Annotated in this window: 22 protein-coding genes; 1 reads left to right on the forward strand and 21 read right to left on the reverse strand. The window is 54.9% G+C overall.

The genetic code is table 11. The features are described 5' to 3' along the window. Nucleotides 1-121: 121 nt before the first annotated feature. A complete protein-coding gene (locus ACTG2S_RS20260) occupies nucleotides 122-1,096 on the forward strand; it encodes a lytic transglycosylase domain-containing protein (RefSeq protein ID WP_274160621.1) in 975 nt (324 codons plus the stop codon). Here the strand turns inward: ACTG2S_RS20260 and ACTG2S_RS20265 are convergent. The 21 genes from ACTG2S_RS20265 to flgCL all read right to left on the reverse strand — a co-directional run bounded on the left by ACTG2S_RS20265 (nucleotide 1,029) and on the right by flgCL (nucleotide 18,731). After that, a complete protein-coding gene (locus tag ACTG2S_RS20265; protein WP_274160622.1) occupies nucleotides 1,029-1,490 on the reverse strand; it encodes a hypothetical protein in 462 nt (153 codons plus the stop codon). The two genes, ACTG2S_RS20260 and ACTG2S_RS20265, sit on opposite strands and share 68 nt — an antisense overlap. Beyond that, nucleotides 1,477-2,424, reverse strand: coding sequence for a lateral flagellar motor protein LafU (gene lafU / locus ACTG2S_RS20270; protein ID WP_274160623.1), 948 nt, complete (start codon nucleotides 2,422-2,424; stop codon nucleotides 1,477-1,479). The genes ACTG2S_RS20265 and lafU overlap by 14 nt, the downstream gene beginning before the upstream one ends. Further along, a complete protein-coding gene (gene lafT / locus ACTG2S_RS20275; protein WP_019444796.1) occupies nucleotides 2,424-3,281 on the reverse strand; it encodes a lateral flagellar motor stator protein LafT in 858 nt (285 codons plus the stop codon). Before lafT ends, lafU begins: the two co-directional genes overlap by 1 nt. A 50-nt stretch (nucleotides 3,282-3,331) precedes the next feature. After that, nucleotides 3,332-4,048, reverse strand: coding sequence for a lateral flagellar system RNA polymerase sigma factor LafS (lafS, locus tag ACTG2S_RS20280; RefSeq protein WP_026034857.1), 717 nt, complete (start codon nucleotides 4,046-4,048; stop codon nucleotides 3,332-3,334). Between the two features lie 7 nt (nucleotides 4,049-4,055). After that, nucleotides 4,056-4,502: a lateral flagellar basal body-associated protein LafF gene (lafF, locus tag ACTG2S_RS20285; protein WP_279498788.1), complete on the reverse strand. Its 447-nt coding sequence runs from the start codon at nucleotides 4,500-4,502 to the stop codon at nucleotides 4,056-4,058. A gap of 47 nt (nucleotides 4,503-4,549) precedes the next feature. Next, entirely contained in the window at nucleotides 4,550-5,281 is a 732-nt protein-coding gene (locus ACTG2S_RS20290; protein WP_439983174.1) for a flagellar hook-length control protein FliK, read from the reverse strand. A gap of 341 nt (nucleotides 5,282-5,622) precedes the next feature. Beyond that, nucleotides 5,623-6,024 (reverse strand): LafX, encoded by a 402-nt coding sequence (locus tag ACTG2S_RS20295; protein ID WP_439983176.1) that lies wholly within the window; start codon nucleotides 6,022-6,024, stop codon nucleotides 5,623-5,625. 59 nt (nucleotides 6,025-6,083) lie between these two features. After that, complete coding sequence (gene lafC / locus ACTG2S_RS20300; protein WP_005336195.1) at nucleotides 6,084-6,476, reverse strand: lateral flagellar export chaperone LafC; 393 nt, start codon at nucleotides 6,474-6,476, stop codon at nucleotides 6,084-6,086. A gap of 49 nt (nucleotides 6,477-6,525) precedes the next feature. Then, a complete protein-coding gene (gene lafB / locus ACTG2S_RS20305; protein WP_439983178.1) occupies nucleotides 6,526-7,812 on the reverse strand; it encodes a lateral flagellar capping protein LafB in 1,287 nt (428 codons plus the stop codon). Between the two features lie 121 nt (nucleotides 7,813-7,933). Then, the gene (locus tag ACTG2S_RS20310) at nucleotides 7,934-9,049 is read right to left on the reverse strand and encodes a flagellin N-terminal helical domain-containing protein (RefSeq protein WP_439983180.1); all 1,116 of its coding nucleotides are present in this window, start codon (nucleotides 9,047-9,049) and stop codon (nucleotides 7,934-7,936) included. Between the two features lie 250 nt (nucleotides 9,050-9,299). Then, complete coding sequence (locus tag ACTG2S_RS20315) at nucleotides 9,300-10,307, reverse strand: hypothetical protein (protein ID WP_234898506.1); 1,008 nt, start codon at nucleotides 10,305-10,307, stop codon at nucleotides 9,300-9,302. A 14-nt stretch (nucleotides 10,308-10,321) separates the two neighbouring features. Then, nucleotides 10,322-11,221 (reverse strand): lateral flagellar hook-associated protein LfgL, encoded by a 900-nt coding sequence (lfgL, locus tag ACTG2S_RS20320; RefSeq protein WP_439983182.1) that lies wholly within the window; start codon nucleotides 11,219-11,221, stop codon nucleotides 10,322-10,324. 11 nt (nucleotides 11,222-11,232) lie between these two features. Then, entirely contained in the window at nucleotides 11,233-12,576 is a 1,344-nt protein-coding gene (lfgK, locus tag ACTG2S_RS20325; RefSeq protein ID WP_421308521.1) for a lateral flagellar hook-associated protein LfgK, read from the reverse strand. Beyond that, nucleotides 12,576-12,974, reverse strand: a complete 399-nt coding sequence (locus ACTG2S_RS20330) for a rod-binding protein (RefSeq protein ID WP_439983183.1) — start codon at nucleotides 12,972-12,974, stop codon at nucleotides 12,576-12,578. Before ACTG2S_RS20330 ends, lfgK begins: the two co-directional genes overlap by 1 nt. 8 nt (nucleotides 12,975-12,982) lie before the next feature. After that, the gene (gene fgIL / locus ACTG2S_RS20335) at nucleotides 12,983-14,089 is read right to left on the reverse strand and encodes a lateral flagellar basal body P-ring FlgIL (protein ID WP_439983185.1); all 1,107 of its coding nucleotides are present in this window, start codon (nucleotides 14,087-14,089) and stop codon (nucleotides 12,983-12,985) included. Between the two features lie 8 nt (nucleotides 14,090-14,097). After that, nucleotides 14,098-14,769, reverse strand: coding sequence for a flagellar basal body L-ring protein FlgH (gene flgH / locus ACTG2S_RS20340; RefSeq protein WP_040068881.1), 672 nt, complete (start codon nucleotides 14,767-14,769; stop codon nucleotides 14,098-14,100). Then, nucleotides 14,769-15,554 (reverse strand): lateral flagellar basal-body rod protein LfgG, encoded by a 786-nt coding sequence (gene lfgG, locus ACTG2S_RS20345; RefSeq protein WP_005336212.1) that lies wholly within the window; start codon nucleotides 15,552-15,554, stop codon nucleotides 14,769-14,771. The genes flgH and lfgG overlap by 1 nt, the downstream gene beginning before the upstream one ends. Before the next feature lie 78 nt (nucleotides 15,555-15,632). Continuing rightward, complete coding sequence (gene lfgF / locus ACTG2S_RS20350; RefSeq protein WP_088868310.1) at nucleotides 15,633-16,367, reverse strand: lateral flagellar basal-body rod protein LfgF; 735 nt, start codon at nucleotides 16,365-16,367, stop codon at nucleotides 15,633-15,635. A 9-nt stretch (nucleotides 16,368-16,376) separates the two neighbouring features. Next, nucleotides 16,377-17,576 (reverse strand): lateral flagellar hook protein FlgEL, encoded by a 1,200-nt coding sequence (gene flgEL, locus ACTG2S_RS20355; RefSeq protein ID WP_439983187.1) that lies wholly within the window; start codon nucleotides 17,574-17,576, stop codon nucleotides 16,377-16,379. Nucleotides 17,577-17,594: 18 nt separating this feature from the next. Next, nucleotides 17,595-18,302 (reverse strand): flagellar hook assembly protein FlgD, encoded by a 708-nt coding sequence (locus ACTG2S_RS20360; protein WP_201905124.1) that lies wholly within the window; start codon nucleotides 18,300-18,302, stop codon nucleotides 17,595-17,597. Between the two features lie 3 nt (nucleotides 18,303-18,305). Beyond that, nucleotides 18,306-18,731: a lateral flagellar basal body rod protein FlgCL gene (gene flgCL / locus ACTG2S_RS20365; RefSeq protein WP_019444815.1), complete on the reverse strand. Its 426-nt coding sequence runs from the start codon at nucleotides 18,729-18,731 to the stop codon at nucleotides 18,306-18,308. Between the last annotated feature and the right edge of the window lies 1 nt (nucleotide 18,732).

Here is an 18,732-nt window from a genome sequence, read left to right on the forward strand (position 1 = left end):
ACACATGATCAGACGACCTTAAATTCAAAAAACTGTTGAGATATATCATGTTTTTATTATTGCGCGATCCTTGCTCAACAATTGCCCCATGACCCGGCTCGTTTTTTTGCTAATGAGTGGGATGTTAATGATATCAACATCTTGCCATGCTTATCACAATTATCACTGGCAAGCTGGTTTCCCAATCCCGATCCAGGGAAAAGGGGTCGACTTGGTCAGCCAGCAGCAACAATTCCTACTGAAGCAGCGCCCTTATCTCCAACAACGTCTTGCGGAGACACAGCCCGTTATTCGCTGGATCGCGGGACAGGTTCACGAACGCAAACTGCCGCCCTTGCTTGCCTTTGTTCCTTTACTGGAAAGCAGTTACCGATTGGATGTGGTCTCTTCTGCTGGCGCCGCAGGCCCCTGGCAGCTGATGCCAGATACCGCCACCCGATTTGCCATTCCCATCACCAGCGAATTTGATGGGCGCTATTCACTGCCATTGGCGACAGAGGCTGCCCTTTCCTATCTGGCATGGCTTTATCGCTTCTTTGGCAATGACTGGCTGCTTGCTTTGGCCGCCTACAACGCAGGAGAAGGGCGGGTACTCAATGCGGTTTTAAAAGCGGGGACACGTAATATATGGGAACTGGAACTTCCGACTGAAACACGCTTTTATGTCGCGCGCTTTGTTGCGCTGGCAAGACTGCTTGATATGGCTGACAGCTATCAGTTTCAACTTCCGCCATGGCACAGCGGCAATGACTTGCAAATATTCCGTCATCCGAACGGCTGCTCACTGCCCGCGTGGGCTCAGGCAAAAGGCGTATCAATGAATGAAGCCAGCCGCTGGAATCCGGCCTGGCAACTCCCTGTCGCGCAAGGGATAACCCATTGCCCTATCGTCTATAGCAAGGGCAAAGCCCCCACCGCCAACCGGAAGAAAGGGGCGACCGCCATTGTCAAAGCGGTCTCACTGGACAGTCTGCATGATCCCCTGTTGCTGAAAGCTGCCAGGGGGCTTGATATGAGTCGAGGCGAGATCAGACTGGAACGCTTACCTGATCCTCTTGGGATTCAGCAGAAGCGGCCGCTGATTGCGGCACCATGAAACAGTGGCGCCAATGGCTCAGTACCGGAGCCAAATCAACCTCTTCCGGATGTGACCAGCGAGCACCATAAAAGCAGAGCTGCCGACCAATAGCGCGACGATGAGTGATGTTGCAATCCAGCGCAATTCGCGGCAACAGGGCGAGCGTCACCGTTTCGGGTAATTCAAATCGAGCCGGAGCAAGGAAACCGACCCCGCCCGGGCCAATATCTTTGATCACTGCGCGGCCGATGCTCTTGTCAAACAGCAATCCGGAAATCAGCAATCTGGCTGCAATCCCGCAACTCTGTGACTCGAAAGGCGTAGTTCCATCGTGCAGATACCAGCGCGGCACCTTTCGGCGTGGATCATTGTGCGAGGTATGCAGCGGAAACTCGATCTCAGGGTCGTCCATGGGAAATCATCTCCTTGGCATGGGTGGTTGCCGCTTGCGTTTGGGAGCTGAAAAGTTGCTCCAGATTAGTTTCTGCCTGGGTTGTCATGACCAGCAATTCAATGCGCCGATTACGGCTGCTTTGTGGATTGCGGGTATCTTCCAGCATGGTATCGGCCATCGCGACAACCTGTCCGACCCGTTCAGGTGGCATGCCTCCCGCCAGCAACACCCGTCTTGCCATCATGGCGCGGTCTGACGATAGCTCCCAGTTGCTGTAGTTGTCACCGGCAAACGGTGTGCTGTCGGTATGGCCAGAAATCATGACCCGATTCTCAATTCGCTGGAAAATGGGGGCCAATGCCATCAACAGGTGACGAAAAAATGGAGTGATACGTGCACTGCCGCGGCTATACATTTCCCGATCTGCGTCATCACGGATCAGGATCCGCAATCCTTGGGGAACAATTTGAATCTCGAGGTTATTCTTCGCCTGCATCTGCTCAGCAAGATGGTCGATAAAGCTGGCCAGCTGCTTCATCTGGGCTTCACCCTCAAGCTTGCCTATCAACAGCTTTTCATACCCACCACCCGGACCGTCAGAAAAAATGCTCTGATTACGATCCATATGCTTTGGCATCAGCTGACCCTGCTGATCGAACTTGGGATTCAACTCATCCATCACAGAAGGATTGCCCCCGAGATCGACAGGATAGGGGCTGTTGCGAATATCAAACGGGTTGGCTTCACTGTCCATGATGCTGTAGTCCCGCAGGCGGCTGGCAACGACTTCCCGCTCCTCCTGATTTGACACAGCGAGGATCCAGAGCACCATGAAGAACGCCATCATGGCCAACGTGAAGTCGGCAAATGCCACCTTCCAGGCGCCGCCCCCTTTGGGACCGCTGTTACGACGCTGCTGGCGCTTGACGATAATCTGTTCGTGATTGCGCATTACATCGCCCTGTTGGTCACCCAATCTTCCAGCTCAAGGAAGCTTGGTTTGACTTCAGGCTCCAGGATCTTGCGACCCGAATCGACGGCAAGCAGCGGTGTCTTGCCACGCAACTGGGCAATCAGGATCGACTTGATGCACATCAACAGGCCGATACGGCGCTTGACCATCTCTTCCATGGCATTGCTGATTGGCTCCAGCAAGCAGTAGCAGAGGAAAATACCGATAAAGGTGCCCACCAGAGCAGCCGCCACATGGACACCGATATTGCTCAGAGGGCCATCCAGTTGCTGCATGGTGATGATGATCCCCATCACCGCAGCAAGAATGCCGAAGCCCGGGCAGGCCTCGCCGGTTTTGTGCAAGGCATGAGCAGGCTTGAGCATGTCCTCTTCAATGGCCATGATCTCCTGCTCCAGCACGGTATCCAGTTCATGGGGGGTGATCTTGCCCATTCCGAGCAGACGCAGGTTATCGATAATGAAACCAAGCAGTTGGGGATCTTCCGAAATCTGGGGATACATCAAGAAAACCGAGCTCTGCTGGGGATTTTCAATATGCTCGTCGAGCGCCTTCATCCCCTTATTGCGTGTCTCTTCAAGCAGTTGATGCATCAGAGTCAGCAGCTCACGATAGACCTCTTTCTCTTCTTTATTCGCTTTGAAGCACATCTTTATCTGCCGCCACATTTCATGCATCACCTCTTTCGAGTTGCCCAGAAACATGGAGCCTACCGCTGCGCCGATGATGATGATGAGCTCGGCTGGCTGCCACAAGGCTGCGAGGTTCCCCCCGGCCATCATGAAGCCACCCAGCACGCACACTAATATGACGCCGATGCCAATCTGTTTTTGCATGAATGTTCCCGCACGATACAAGAAGGGTCACCAGTAAAGGTGAAGCACTACTATATGGAGTCGACCAATCGCTGCTTTAGCTGAAGTACACATTGCTTGTGCAACTGACAAACCCGGGATTCGGTTAATCCCAGCACCAGCGCGATCTCTTTCATATTGAGCTCTTGCTGGTAATAGAGGGAAAGCAATAACTGCTCGCGTTTATCCAGAGTGGCCAACACCTTGCTGATGGTCATCGCCATATCGACATCATCAGATTCGGTGGTCGGAGCTTTGCCGCCATTCTCCAGCCACTCTTCCAGACTCTGCAGCGCTTCAGCCTGGCTGGCGTAGGACAACTGACGCACCTCATCCACCGAACAGTCGAGCGCAGTAGCAAGTTCTTGCTCTGAGGGGGGGCGCCCCAAACGATTGTGCAGTTCACGCTGCGCCTGATTATGGCCGTGTACCTGCTGTCGCAGTTGGCGGGGTCGCCAGTCCAGACGACGCAACTCATCGAGCATGGCGCCACGAATCCGTTTGAAGGCATAACTTTCAAACTGGGCATCGGGCTCGCTGCCATAACGGCGCCACGCCTCCAGCAATCCCATCATTCCCACCTGCTCCATGTCCTCCTGATCAAAACAGGCACTGACCTGGCTGCGCAGATGGCTGGCGGCTCGCTTCACCAAGGGTAGATAGCGAGCAAGAATTGCGGGTTCTCCCGTGCGAGGAAGTTGCGGAGTATCGGCAAACTCTTGTTGAGCATCCCAAACGGAATCTGTCATATCGTGGCTACTGTACCAGTACCTTGGTGATCAGCACTTCATCAAGATAGGGCTTGTAGCCATATCCCTGTACCGTAGTGACCAGCTTGTCGCGCAAAGAGACTTGCAACTTGGAAATATTCTGCAGCTCGACTTTTACGTCATCATGGGAGCGGTGGCTGAAATACTGCACCATGGCATTGCGGATCAGTGGCGTCAGTTCATCCAGCTTGGCAACCTGCGCCGGGTTGTAGGTCACCAGTGCCAGCTCCAGCACCAGATAATGAGACTGTTCACCCCCTTCCAGACTGATAACAAAGCGCTCCATCGGCTTGAACAGCGGAGTGCTGCTCAGCTCGGGCTTTGGCTCTGCCAATCCTAGCCAGACTTCAATCACATCGCGTTTCAACCAGGCACCATATGCCAGCAAAACCAGCAGACACAGGGCAATGACGACAACCATCAACCACTTCATGACACGCCGCATAATGTAAAACCACTCTCGCTGTTACGGGTTAAAAATCAGACCAGTGTATTGAGCCAGTCGTGCACCGTATCCCATTGGGAATCCGGATCATCCTGCCACTGGCGGCGACCAGCCAGGATCTTCTCCTGTTGCCACCGTTCCTGCTGTCCCTGTTCGCCACCCTGCCCCACATTGACCTCGACCCCGCCGGCATGATGGGGAGCCAGGCTCATGCGCAAGCGCTCCATCGACTGGATCATCGCATCGCGCACCGCCGGATTGGTCACATTCAACTGGACATTGAGCCGATCACCATCGAGCTTGACGGTCAACTCCAATCGCCCGAGCTCTGGCGGATCCAGCCGGATGTGGGCCTGTTTCACCTGTTGATTGACTTGCAGCTCAACCTTGTCCTGAAGCAGGCTAACCAACTGTTGCCCCCACTGGCTCTGGTTGTCTGACAACCGGGCAGGGGCCCACTGATAGTCGGCAGGTCGCAACGGCGTCGCAGCGAGTTGGCCAACTGCCAGCTGGCGAGCATCTGGCAGCCTGTTTTCTACCACTGCGGTATCAGGCACATTTCCAGCATCGAAACCGGCAGCCATAACCGGCAAGGTGAAGCGGCCGGGCAATACACCGGTTTGCCCATTTGATTTGGCCAGCAAGGTAGAGAGCGCCTGTTCCGCAGCGGCAGAAACCGTCTCACGACGCGGCATCACCTCTTGCTCAGGCAGCGTGGTCGCACTCCCCATCAAGGCACGAAGAGAGGGCGGCAATTTGTTATCCACCACCACCTGCTGCCCACCAGTGCTACCTTCAGCTCGGGAAAAAGTACGGCTTACACGAAAACCATCAAGATCGGCATCACTTACTCTGACAAAGAGAGGAGGCACATTGGTAAACGCTTGCAGCTGTTCAGTCGGGTCGCCTTCCGCTCCTGATTGTTCGCTCTCTGTTTCGTCTACCGCAACATCACTGGCAACCAACTCGGGCAAGGGCAATGCAACCAGAGGGTCAACAATCTCATCCAGCGGTTGATATAACTCCCCTTCACTGCCGGCTTGGCCGGACAAACGGTTCAAGGCCGTGACATCCGGCGAATACGCAGCGTCAAAACCGCTAAATTGAATCAATCCCATTGCTCTGTCTCACCGTAGGCAGTCAAGCCTTCACGAATCGAAGAAAGCTGCTGCCACTCCTGTTTACGAACCTGGGTCTCCTGCTCGCAGAGTTGCAATGCCTGTCGATACAAAATTCGGGCTTTATCTCTTGCTGGTTGCAACGCAGCCCAGAGTTGGGGATTCCGGCTAACTTGAGAGACAAATTGTGCAAAACGTCCATCGGTTAGCCTGACTGCATCCCACTGGCCAGCTTGCGCTTGTTGCAGCAAGAGCGTACCCAACCCCAATAACTGACGCTGGCGAGTCTGCAGTTCGGTCTCACGCAACTCGGGAGCAATACCTGACATGACGAGCCCCAAAAAGAAGATGAACCAGCCCACAAGCAAGGAGTGGGCCAGACCGAGAACCAAGAAATTTCAATATGTTGGGCGTGAGGAAGAACAGAGAGGAAGGAAGTACTACTTCCGTATTAACGAGGATGACGCGCCATTGCTTCCCAACCCTCTTTCAGCTCTTGCAGGATTTTGCGCACTTCGGCGAACCCCTCAACATTGTTGGAAACGCTGATTTCGAACAATTTTTGACCGCAGTAGTCATAAAGACGATGCAGATTGACCGCCAGTTCGCCCCCCTTATTCATATCAAGCGCGCTGTCCAGCCCACCCAGGATCTGCAGACACTTGTTGATGGCCAACCCTTTGCGCTCAAACTGTTTCGCCAAGATATGCCCTTCGGCTCTGGCTATCTCGTCAAGCAAGCCATCCATCAACATCAATACCAACTGATATGGATCGGCACTGGCCGCCTTGGCTTCTGTGGCAGCAAATCGATAGGCGTCGTAGCCATCTTCAGATTCAAACATGGGTCACTCGCTATTGCAGGTTCAAAACCAGTGCATCCAGGGGAAAAGCTTACAGTGCTCCCATGGTCTGCATCATCTGGTTCATGGTGGTGAATTGATTGAGGTAACGCTTGTAAACAGACTCCATCCGTTTATCCAGCGACTCCATTTTATCATCAAGTCGCTTTTGATTGGCTTCCAATGTGCTCTTGCGAGTGGCCATCACACCATTAGTCTTGGAGAAAGGATCAAGCACCTTGTTCATCCGCTTGAGCAAACCGTCATCCCCCATCAGCGCCTTGCCCAGCAGTTCAGGGTCCTTCTCGAGCGACTTTTTGAAATCAGAGTCACTAAACACCAGCTTGCCCGACTTCTCGGTTTTGATACCAAGCTGAGTCAGGGTCATGCCTGCAGGCAGATTGCGAACCGCGTTGGCCAGCGCACCTTTCAAACCTCGCACCGTGGCATCAGACGCCAGTACGCCTTTTGCCTTGATATCGGTGGATGTCTCTTTGTTCAGCAGATCCAGCAGTTCGTTATAGCTATCAACAAATTTTTTCAATGAACCGGTGACGGCTTCATTGTCATAAGCCACTGTCACCTGCATCGGGCCATCGGTTGGCTTTTGCACCTTGGTGAGATCCAGCGTCAGCCCTTCAACTACGTTCTCAATTTTGTTGGTCGGCGATTTGATCTCCAGCGCACCGTCGCCAACCCCCATCTTGATGATGGAGTCCTGACCCGGGGTGATCACCTTGCCATCGATAAAAGCCTTGCCGAACGCAGAAGCCGGGTCGCCATCATAGGTGGGGGTAAACACCTTGGCTACTCCGCTCTCTTTGCTGGTCAGCACCAGGTTAACCTTGCCATCCGTGCGGATCAGGCTGGCCTTGACCCCAGGGTTATCCGTCGAATCATTTATCGCAGAAACCAGACTCTGGGCTGTCGCCCCCGCAGGCAAAGTCGCCAAGTCGATAGCAAACGCCTTGCCATCAAGGGTGAACGACACTTTGCCGGAGGTTGGCAATGGCGCCTTTTCATCTGCCAGTTGCACCCCGAACTGATGGGCCTGTGCCAGTTGCTTGACCTCAAAGTTATATTGACCCGGGGTCGCCTTGCCATTGCTGGTGACCGTCATGATCCCCTCTTGTGAGAGGCTGGCTTTCTGGGCCTGCAAAGCCGCTGGCTTGTTCAAATCTTTCAGCAGAGTCTGAAAGCTGGAGAGTTTGGAGTTAATGGATGACAGCGAACTCTGCTGCGCCTTGACATTGGCTAGCTGCCCCTTGAGCAGCTTGTCCATGTTCTTGCGCTCATTGGTCACCATATTCATCGCGGCTGAAGCGGGATCGACCTGCATATATCAACTCCTTCGGTATCAGGGCAAGACTTGCTTGTTGAAAAACGCTGTTTCGCCAGCACTTTTCAACCGGCAAGGGGGAGAAAAGAGGCCGCCACACAGGTGGCGGCCCTTATAGCGATTAACGCAGCAGCATGGTGACCATGCCGGTCATCTCGTTGGATTTACCCAGCACAGACATACCAGCCTGTGTCAGCATCTGGTTCTTGGTCATGTTGGTGCTTTCAGTGGCGAAGTCAGCATCCATGATGCGACCCTTGGCGATATCGGTATTCTCTTTCATGTTGGAGAGGTTGTTAACGGTATGCTCCAGACGGTTGATATTGGCACCGAGAGAGGAACGTACGCTGGTGATATCCTGCATAAACTCTTCCATCTTACCCATGGCAAACTGGGCAGAGGTCTGGGTCAGGCCGATCTCCAGTACGTTGGCATCCAGACCATTCCCCGCAGTCATCGCATCTTTGACCAGAGGCTTCAAACCATCATCATAGGCCTTTTGGGCGACAGACATCGCCTCAACGGCATCATCATAGGCTTTCTGTTCTCCGGTAGTTGGCTTTCCAGTAAGTGCTTTATACGTAGCCTCTGCCGCTGCAAACTTGTCTTTTGCCGCTTTCAGCTTACCTGCACCAGAAGTAGCTTCAGCCTCGTCCTGGTAGTCCTTAACTGGCTTGAGGTTTGCCTGCGCGGTGGTTTTGCCTGCGGCACTACCCACAACCTTACCCAGCACATCCTTCACATCTAGAGCCAGTGTTTCACTGCTGGTGTTACCGATCTGGAAAGTGACCTCGCCCTTGGCAAACTTGCCATTTTTGCTATCCAGCAGGTTTTCACCACCGAAGGTAGTGTTGCTGGCAATGTTTTTAAGCTCTTTGGTCAGCTCGCCAAATTCGGCGTTCATGGCGGCGATATCTTTATCGCTGCTAGTGCCGTTGGCGGCCTGGGTAGCCAGATCCTTCATACGCTGAACGATATTGGTCATCTCGTCCATGGCACCTTCGGCAGTCTGCATCATGGAGATGGCATCCTGAGCGTTGCGCATGCCAACTTTCTGACCGTTTGACTGGGATTGCAGACGGGTGGCGATTTGCAGACCGGCCGCATCGTCAGCGGCAGAGTTGATGCGCAGACCGGTCCCCAGACGCTGCATGGCTGTGCTCGCCATCTTGTTGGTAGAGGTCAGCTGGTTCTGGGTGACCATGTTGGCAAAGTTGGTGTGGATTGACAGACTCATTTTCGTTTCCTCGAAATAGATGCTGCCACAGGCAGCGTTTGGGTTGACCCCAATGAAGAACGACCACGGCGTCGTGAAAATTAAATCTTTTTTTGCTGAACGGCAGTTTCTCTTGGCCCCCCCGTTCAGTACTCAACAATGTTCTCGCAAGCAGATTGCGTCGTCACAGGCACAAGAGGGCATCACAGAGATAAAAAAACCGCACAAGTCAGCTTGTGCGGTTTTTTAACGATGAGACAGGTCAGCGCTATCAAGTGAGTAACGCAACCACCCCTTGCCGAGTGACATTGGCCTGCGCCAGCAGACCGGACATGGTGCCCATATAGCCGCCTTGTGAGAGGCGAGCTGCCAGAGAGGATTGCAACTGTGCCAGCTCCTCCTGTTTCAGGTTCTGACTGCGAGCCTTGACCTTGTCCAGTTGCAGCACCATCTTCTGGCGAAACTGTTTCAACTCCCGAACCGATTGCTCAATCTCGCCAAGTACTTTTTGCAGCCGCTGCCGCTCCTGACGGATCTCCCCTTTGGCAATCCCTTCGGCCATGTGAGTCAGCGCTCCGGCCCTGGGCTTGAACTGCACCGGGATCGGGTTGCCTGCCGGGATACGAATCCCCTCGCCCCGGATCAGTACCGGCTCATCCAGTTTGCGACGATGGGGTTCAGCGACAGAGAGCTCCAGCTTGCCCAGCTCATTCAGCCGAGCCCGGATATGCTCTTTACGCAGCGCCCGATCGAGTATGGTTGCGACCTCCCCCTCTCGCGCTCCGGCGGGGATGGTCACCTCCACCGCACTACTGCTTTGGGGGAAAGAAAACACCAGTCGCTCAGTGCTATTTTTGGCGCTTAATAAATCCAGATGCTCGGCACTGAACCGGGTGCGCAGCTCCTGAGGTGACGCAAGAAGTCTGGGCTTGAGCTCGTCAGTCAAAGGGCCTCTTGGTTGGGTGACTTTCTCTTCCAGCATTTTTAAGCGGTTGGCAACGTCACTGCTGGCCAGCTCACGCTGACCCAACTGGCGTTCCAGCCGCTTCAATTCACCCCAAACCTGATTGAGTGCCTGTTCCCCACCCTGAGCATGGGCAATACGCTGTTGCGCTGCGCCGATCAGGGCCCATCTGTCCATCCGGATAATATTGGGGTGGCGCTCACTCTGCTTTCGATTTTCCGGAGTGTGAGCCTGTGCAGTTGCGCGGCCCTGCAACTTGGGCTTTGCCTGCGCCTCGGCAACGCCCCCAAGACGGGTTTGCTGGATCTGCATCATGACTCCTTCACTCGTTACGGCATGTAGTTGAACAGGCTAAGGCCATTAACCTTGGCAAAAGCTTGCTGTTGCACCTGTAATGCCATCAGGACATGGGCCTGTCGGGTCGCGGCCTCGGCATAATCCAGCGACTCTATCTGGTTGCTCACTTCCTTGCTATAGACACCTTTCTCGGCATGGCTCTCGTCAATCTGATCCAGCAGATTGATCCGGGCACCAATCGTGCTCACCGCCTGGCTGATATTATCTTGCAGCGTCTGGCTGCGGCCGAGCATGGCTCGGGCTTGATCGACGGCGTCAGGTGCTGCGTCATTAATTGCCGTCACCATGCTATCGAGTCGTTTGAAAAAATCGTCAGGCTTCCGAAACAGCTGGTCAGCCGTCTGGTTCAAGCTCACAGTGACGCCGTTTGCAATACTGACCTCACGCACCAGATTGTCCCCCTGGTAGCTGTAGTCACCACTCGCCTGCTTTACCAATGCAGTCTGATCAACCTTGCTACCGGTAAAGAGGCTGGAGCCACTCTCGTTACGCGCATTGGCCAGATCCAGCAGACCATCCTTGATAATGGCGACCTCGCTGGCTACCGCTTTACGATCCGCATCCGACAAAGAGCCTGTTGCAGCAGTCTGGGTCAACTCCCGCAACCGCATCAGCATGTTGGTCATGGTTTCAAACTGCAGCTCCCCTTGAGAGAGCTGGCTCTTGGCGTTGGCAATATTTTTCTGGTACTGCGCCATCGCCACCTGCTCTTTCTGCAAGCCCAGCAGTTGCACACTGCCAACAGGATCATCAGAGGGCTGAAGAATGCGTTTCTGCGTGGAGATTTGGCGATCAAGCCGGGCATATTCACCGAAGCCATGCTGCAAGTTGTCTAGCATGCTGAGCTGGATCTGGTTGGTACTGATGCGCATAGTCACCCTCCTCAGAACATATTCAGAATGGAATTGAAGAGTTGTTCCGAGGTGCTGATCACCTTGGCATTGGCCTGATAAGCCTTGGTGTAAGCCATGACTTTCACCCCTTCCTCATCGGTATTCACACCGCTGACACTGCTCAGCTTGGCCGCCATCTGTTTTTCCATATTGGCATCGGCCTGCATGCTCGCTTTCGCCTGCCCGCTCTGCACCGCCATCTTGCCAAGCAGGGCACTATAGGCATCGTATTGGCCATTTTTTATCGTCAGCAGGTCCTGCAAGTTGCGGTTATCGCCCTTGCCGCCACCGGCCTTGGCAAAAGCCAGGTCGTCTCCGGTAAAACCATCAGCCACACGCAATGTTCCCAACGCATTGATGTAGTTACCATGGATATCTTTTGTTTCGTCAAAAGCGAATAGCGGTTTCCCGGTTACTCCATGAAGGTCAACACCACCGGCCTGTTTATCATTGAAATCCTTTGCGAGTTTGCCCGCTATCTGATTCAGCGCCACTCTGGTCGGCCGCAATACTGTAGTGCGATAATCCATCACACCCGCCAGCGAACCACCATGCAATTTAGGAACTTCAAACGTCTGACCACCGAAAGCGAGGCTGAGTTTATCGCCAGCAAGCGCGAGAGTACTGCTGCTTCCTCCCAACACCAGCGGCTGTCCTTGCGGCAGGCTGATCGCGAAAGCGCCGTCACTCTGACGATTAACCCGCACTTCCATATAGGTCGACAACTCACGAACAACCTGTTCGCGACTATCTTCCAGCGCTGAGGTATTGACTCCCTTGGCGGCTTGATCGCCAATCTGGACATTCAATTCGGCCAGTTGTGACAGGTAGCTGTTCACTTGGGAAACAGTGCTGCTCAACTGATCGTCGATCTGTTTTTCCTGGGTGACCAGGCTCTCGTCCAGCTGGGTAAAGCGGTTGGCGAGCGCCCCAGCCGAGCTGACGATCTGGCTGCGCTGTGCCGGGGTTTCCGGACTGTCGAGCGCAGCACTGAGCGAGGCAAAAAAGCTGTCGAGCCCTTTTGCGATATTCATCGACTCACTGCCCAGCAACTGCTCTGTCGTATTGATGTACTGATGAAAGGCATAAGAAGAACCGGTGGCCGAACGGCTACGCCAGTGTTGAGCAACCAGATAGTCATCCGTTACCCTGCGTACCCCTGTCACCTCGACACCGGCACCATTATCCAGCCGCCCGAAACCGGACAGACTGCCCATCATGGCTTCCTGACGGCTATACCCGATGGTATTGACGTTCGCGATATTCTGGGCGGTCAGGTTCAATGCAATCTGGGCTGCATTTAGTCCGCTGGCGCCGATATTGAGCAGTGACATCAGTCAACCTTCTTCATTTTTACCGAGTTGAGAGGCTGGCTGAATGCAGCCAGGGTCCGCTGCTCTGAAGCGACCACCCCGTCCGGATTCTTTAATGACGGAGCCAGCTGGTTGACCATCTGCTCCCGCAAACCGATACCACCACGTTTGACCATGCTCATCGCCAACTGGCTGTCATACATATCGCGATAGAGGGATTGTCCCTTGATAATCTTGTCGTCCTCATCCTGCAGGGCATCCGTCGCCGAGCGCATATGTTTGAGCACGGTTTGCAGAAAACTGACTTCAAACTGACCGGCTGCAGCATCCAGCGCGGCACGCTGATCCGGGTTGCTTTTGATTTGCTGCAATTCATTGAGATCCTGATAAAAACCGGGATCCGAGCTAATTCTGGTCATGATAGTCCTTAGATAACCACCAGCTCACCTTCGAGGGCGCCAGCCTCATTGAGCGCTTGCAAGATGGCCATGACATCATCGGGGGTTGCCCCGAGTGAATTGACAGCCTTGACGATCACTTCCAAGGAAGTGCCATCCGGCCAGACAAACATGTTGTTACGTTCCCGATCGACCTGGATCTTGGAGTTGGGGGTTGTCGTGGTCTGCCCGTTGGAGAAGGCGTTGGGCTGGCTGACAGTCTGACTCTCGCCAATGGTCACCGTCAGACTGCCATGACTGACGGCAGCCTTGTGAACCTTGACCCCCTGCCCCATCACCACAGTACCGGTTCGACTGTTGAAGACCACCTTCGGCCGCTCCTGACCCGGATCCACCTTTATATCTTCCAACAGTGCCATAAACGCGATGCGCTGACTCTCGTCCCTGGGAGCAGCAACCTGAACCCGCCCGGCACTCACCGCTCGGGCGACCGGCCCCAGCTGATGGTTGATGGCGCGCTCCACATTGCGGGCTGTCTTGAAGTTGGGTTGGTGCAAATTGAGGGTCACTTCCGGCTTCTCGGCAAAATTGCTGACCACCTCTCGTTCGATGGTGGCACCGTTGGGAATAATCCCGGCTGTCGGCACGTTAATCGTGACCGATGAACCTGATTGCCCTTCCGCTTTCACACCGGCGACAACCAGATTGCCCTGCGCCACGGCATAGACTTCACCGTCGATACCACGCAGGGGGGTCAGCAGCAGAGAACCACCGCGCAAACTCTTGGCATCACCAATGGAAGTCACGGTCACATCAAGCAACTGCCCCTTGCCAGCCAAAGCGGGTAGCGTGGCCAGGACCGAAACAGCTGCCACGTTCTTGAGCTTGGGATCGAGATCGTCCGGTAACTGCACGCCAAACTGCTTGAGCATGTTGGCCATGGATTGGCCGGTAAATTTGACCTGGCTTTTGTCACCGGTCCCGGAGAGACCGACCACCAGACCATAACCCACCAGCTGGTTGGTTCTCAGCCCCTGCACATCGGCAATATCCAGCAAGGCTCGTTTGGCCTGTGCGGCAGCCTGACTAAACAAGGGCAAGCAGAGACACAGCAGGGCGATAAACCATCTGTTCATGTGATTCCTCAAAATGGCGCAAACGCCGAGCTAAAGAAACGGCCCAGCCACCCCATCTGGTTACTGTCGGCGAGGGCACCACGACCGGCATAGGTGATGCGGGCATCGGCAATGCGCTGGGACGAGATACGGTTGCTCTGGTCAATATCCTCGACCCGCACCATGCCGCCCAAGCGGATATACTCATCCCCCTGATTGAGGCGGATCCACTTTTCACCGCGGATCCCCAGCACTCCGTTGGGCATCACTTCTGCCACGGTCACGGTAATGGAACCTGCCAGGGTATTTTGCTGGCTGGAGGTCGCACCGCCATCAAAATCCCGATCCGCACTGAGGGCGGCCCCCCAGTCGGGGCGCAGTTTACCGCCAATAGAGGGGGCCGGCACATTCATGCTGCTGTTTTTGCTCATGCTGGTATTGGCTTTCTTGCTCGACTGGGTACGCTCTTCCAGCACCACGGTGAGAATGTCACCAACCCGGTAAGCACGCCGATCCTGAAACAGGGTCATCATGTAGTTGCCCCGATAGAGGCCACCATCTTCGCCCTGCGCAGTCGCGGTCACCTTGGGACGGGATGGCGCCCATTTCTCGTCACCCGGCTCGGGCGCCTGCAGCTCATAGGTGGCACAGCCGCCCAACAGCAATACCAACCAGATATAACGCAGCATCGACTTCATCATTACAGAGCCTGAGTGACAAACTTGAGCATCTGGTCGGCGGAAGAGACCACCTTGGCATTCATCTCGTAAGCCCGCTGGGTCGTGATCATGTCGACCATCTCCTCGACCACGTTCACGTTGGAGCTCTCCAGCGTGAATTGCTTGACGGCACCCATCGCCTCTTCACCCGGTACACCTTCAATGGGCTCACCGGACGCGCCGGTTGCACGGTAGAGGTTGCCACCAAGCGCTTCCAGACCGGCCGGGTTGGCGAAATTGGTCAGGGTGATGCGGCCCAGCTCGACGTTCTCTTGCTGACCGGGCAACGAGGCGCTGACGGTACCGTCGGTACCAATGGAGATCTTGGTTGCGTTATCAGGGATCTGGATCTGCGGCACCATGGGCAAACCATCGGCGTTAACCAGTTGCCCCTCGGCATTGCGATGCCATTGACCATTACGGGTATAGGCCGTCTCACCATCCGGGCGCTCGACGCCGAAGAAACCGGCACCGACCACCGCCATATCCAGCTCCTGATTGGTATTCTGGAATTGGCCGGAGGTGAAGACCTTCTGGGTACCCACTACCCGCACACCATTACCCATCTGAATACCGATAGGAGCCAGATTCTGCTGATCTTGCTGAGCACCCGGCTGGCGCTGCACCTGATAGAAAAGATCTTCAAACGCTACTCGATCGCGCTTGAAGCCGACCGTGTTCACGTTAGCCAGGTTGTTGGAGATACTGGACATCTTGGCATCTTGTGCCGACAGACCTGTTTTACTGACCCATAATGCTGCGTGCATTGTTATTCCACCTTGTTCATCAAGCCTCATCCACTGGGATGTGGCAAGGCATCGGGTATCTGCCCGATGCCGTCAAAATCAACCCTGACCGGAAATCAATTTGGCCCCTTGACGAGCCTGATCATCCGCCGCTTTCATCAACTTGACCTGCAGTTCAAAATTGCGGGTCAATGACATACTGCTGACCAGCTCATCCACGGCATTGACGTTGGCCCCTTCCAAAAAGCCGGATGCCATCACCACCTGCTCGCTGCTTTCGGCATCCCCCCCTTGGCGCATCCGGAACAGACCATCGTGGCCTTTTACCAGCTCGGCCGGATCAGGATTGACCAGCTTCAGGCGGCCTACATCAAGCCGGGCGCCACCACCCGGAGGAGTGATGCTCAGGGTGCCATCCTTGCCGAAACTGATGTCACGATAAGCGGGCAGCACCAGCTCGCCCCCCTCCCCCAGCACCGGCCGACCATTGAGGGTCAACAGCCCGTCGGCATCGGTCTCCAGGTTACCAGCACGGGTATAGGCCTCTTTGCCATCAGGCGTCTGCACCGCCAGAAAACCCTCGCCACGAATCGCCACATCCAGCTTGCGCCCCGTCTGCATCAGAGGGCCAGCTTTGAAGTTGGTCCCGGCCATCTCTTCTCTGGCCATCACCCGGCTCTGATAACCATCGCCCGTCAGGGCATAAGCAGAAACCCGCTCAAAGTCAGCCCGAAAACCGGCGGTATTGACGTTGGCCAGGTTATTGGCCCGGATTTGCTGGGCCATCAGGGTATGCTGCGCCCCGGACATGGCGGTGTAGATAAGCTTTTCCACGGGTTACCCTTAGAAGGAGTTGAACAGAACCTGGGTCATCTTGTCAGCGGAACTGATGGTCTTGGCGTTGGCCTGATAGTTACGCTGGGAAGTCATCAGGCTAACCAGTTCACCAGTCAGATCCACGTTGGAGCTCTCGTAGGCCCCGGCAGTCAACTGACCCATGGTGCCGGTTCCCGGCGCCCCCAGTACCGGCTGGCCGGAACTGAACGACTGTTGCCAGGTGGTGTTGTTGGTCTGCAGCAGACCATTGGGGTTGGTGAAGTTGGCCATCACGACCTGCCCCTGCAACAGGCTCTGGCCGTTGGTAAAGGTGGCATAGACACCACCATCGGCATCAACCCGTACACCGGTCAGGTCACCTGCGGTATAACCATTAGACTGGTTACGAGTGGCGTTAAAATCGGAGGCATATTGGCTCACCTTGCTGATATCGACGGTGAGCTTGATATCCATGGCACCTGGCGGAGTCAAGTCCAGAATGGGCATAGCGGTAGACTTAGCAAGCGTGCCATCTTTCTCAAAAGTCAGTGCGGTGGTGGGCAGTCCCGTTTTGTCACCATCGAAGGTGTAGTGTACAGCCCACTCATTAGGCTTTTTTTTGACAAAATACTGAGTAACTGTGTGCTCAACCCCCAGCGAGTCATAGACCTTACTGGACTGTGAATAACTGAAAGTTTCAGATTTCTTAGGATCAAAATCGTAAGGTGGTTTGGTATCAATCTCAGTGGCATTAGCCTTCAGGTTCGCCACAAACTCCAGCTTGTCGGATGCCTTGGCTGGCAGGCTGCCCGCCTTGACCTGAATATCCCCGACCACACCGGATTGCAGTTTGCCGGCGTCATCCGTGGTATAACCCTGCAGACGGGTACCACTCGCCGTGGTCAGGTAGTTACCGCTATCACGCTGGAACATGCCCGCTCTGGTGTAGGAGGTTTGTCCGCTGCCATCTTTCAGCACGAAGAAACCACTGCCAGAAATAGCCAGATCCAACCCTCGCCCGGTGCGCATCACATCACCGTTGCGATCAAAGTTCTGGGAGACGTTGTTCATCTCGACACCGCCAGCCTGACCACCACCATAGATGGCAGCAAACTCGGCACGGCTGGATTTGAAGCCTGCGGTACTGGCGTTAGCAACGTTGTTACTGATAACGCTCAATTCCTGGTTTACGGCACGCAGGCCGCTCAATCCGATACTGAAAGACACAGTGTCGCTCCTTTCTGATTACGCTGATTTGCCGAACTGGATTGCACTGAACAGCGGGACATCGCCCACACCGGCAACCTGCAGCATGATTTCTCCCGTACCGGGCAAGGCAACACGTTCAACCTTGCTCGCTACATAATTTTTGGTCGCCACCAAGGTCTTGCCCGCCGAGGCCTTGACCTCAAAGCGGTACTCTCCGGCAGGAAGGGGGGGCAGTTCATAATCCAGCCCGCCCGCTTTGCTCTCACCCCAACTCTTGCTGGCCACCAGCACGCCGTGCTGGTCATACACTTTGAGATCCACTTGCTCCGCCGCACTTTGCAGCTCGATTTGACCGCGGATCTTGTGCTCTTGCTGTTGTTTAAGGGTTTTGCTCGGCACCATGACCTCTTTGTCGACCAAAGCGGTACTCTGCAACACCTGCTGGGTATCCATCTTGGTGTTGCTCTGTAACTGAAGCTTCTTCAGTCCCTCGACACCCTCTACCATGCTGAACTGGGCCAGCTGGGCAACATACTGGGCACCATCAAGCGGGTTGGTGGGATCCTGGTTCTGGATCTGCGCCACCATCATCTGCAGGAATTCGTTACGCAGTTGCATCCCGCTATTCTGGTTGGCTTGTGTTTCCTGAGCAGCACCGGTGCCATTGCTGGCGATCTTGGGGTCAGCAACAGCCTGACCCGTACCACGCGCCGTATCCAGACTGCTTATCTGTGGCAGACTCATGGCTTAGGCTCCCTGACCAAGACGCAGCAAACCTTGCTGCATACTGTTGATCCGGTTGATCACCTCTACCGAGGTTTCAAAACCGCGAGAGGCGCTCATCATGTCGGCCATCTCTTCCACCACGTTGACGTTGGAGTAGTAAACAAAGCCATCCTGATCGGCCATCGGGTTAGTCGGCTCCAGCCGTTTCTCGACCTGACGGTCGGACTGTACGATACCCGCCACTTGCACCGACGCAGCTCCGAGGCCATCGGCATCCTGAATCTTCTGATAGAGAGTGGAAAAAACCGGCTTGATGGCACGAAACGCGGCGTCTTCACTGGCGGCCGCGCTATCCACGTTGGCCAGGTTGGAGGCAACGGTATCCAGCCGCACGGTCTGGGCGCGCATGGCACTGCCAGCGATGTCATAAATCTTGTTGAACGACATG

The sequence above is a fragment of the Aeromonas sp. 82P genome (assembly GCF_051919365.1).
GTDB classification, from domain to species: Bacteria; Pseudomonadota; Gammaproteobacteria; order Enterobacterales; family Aeromonadaceae; genus Aeromonas; species Aeromonas veronii.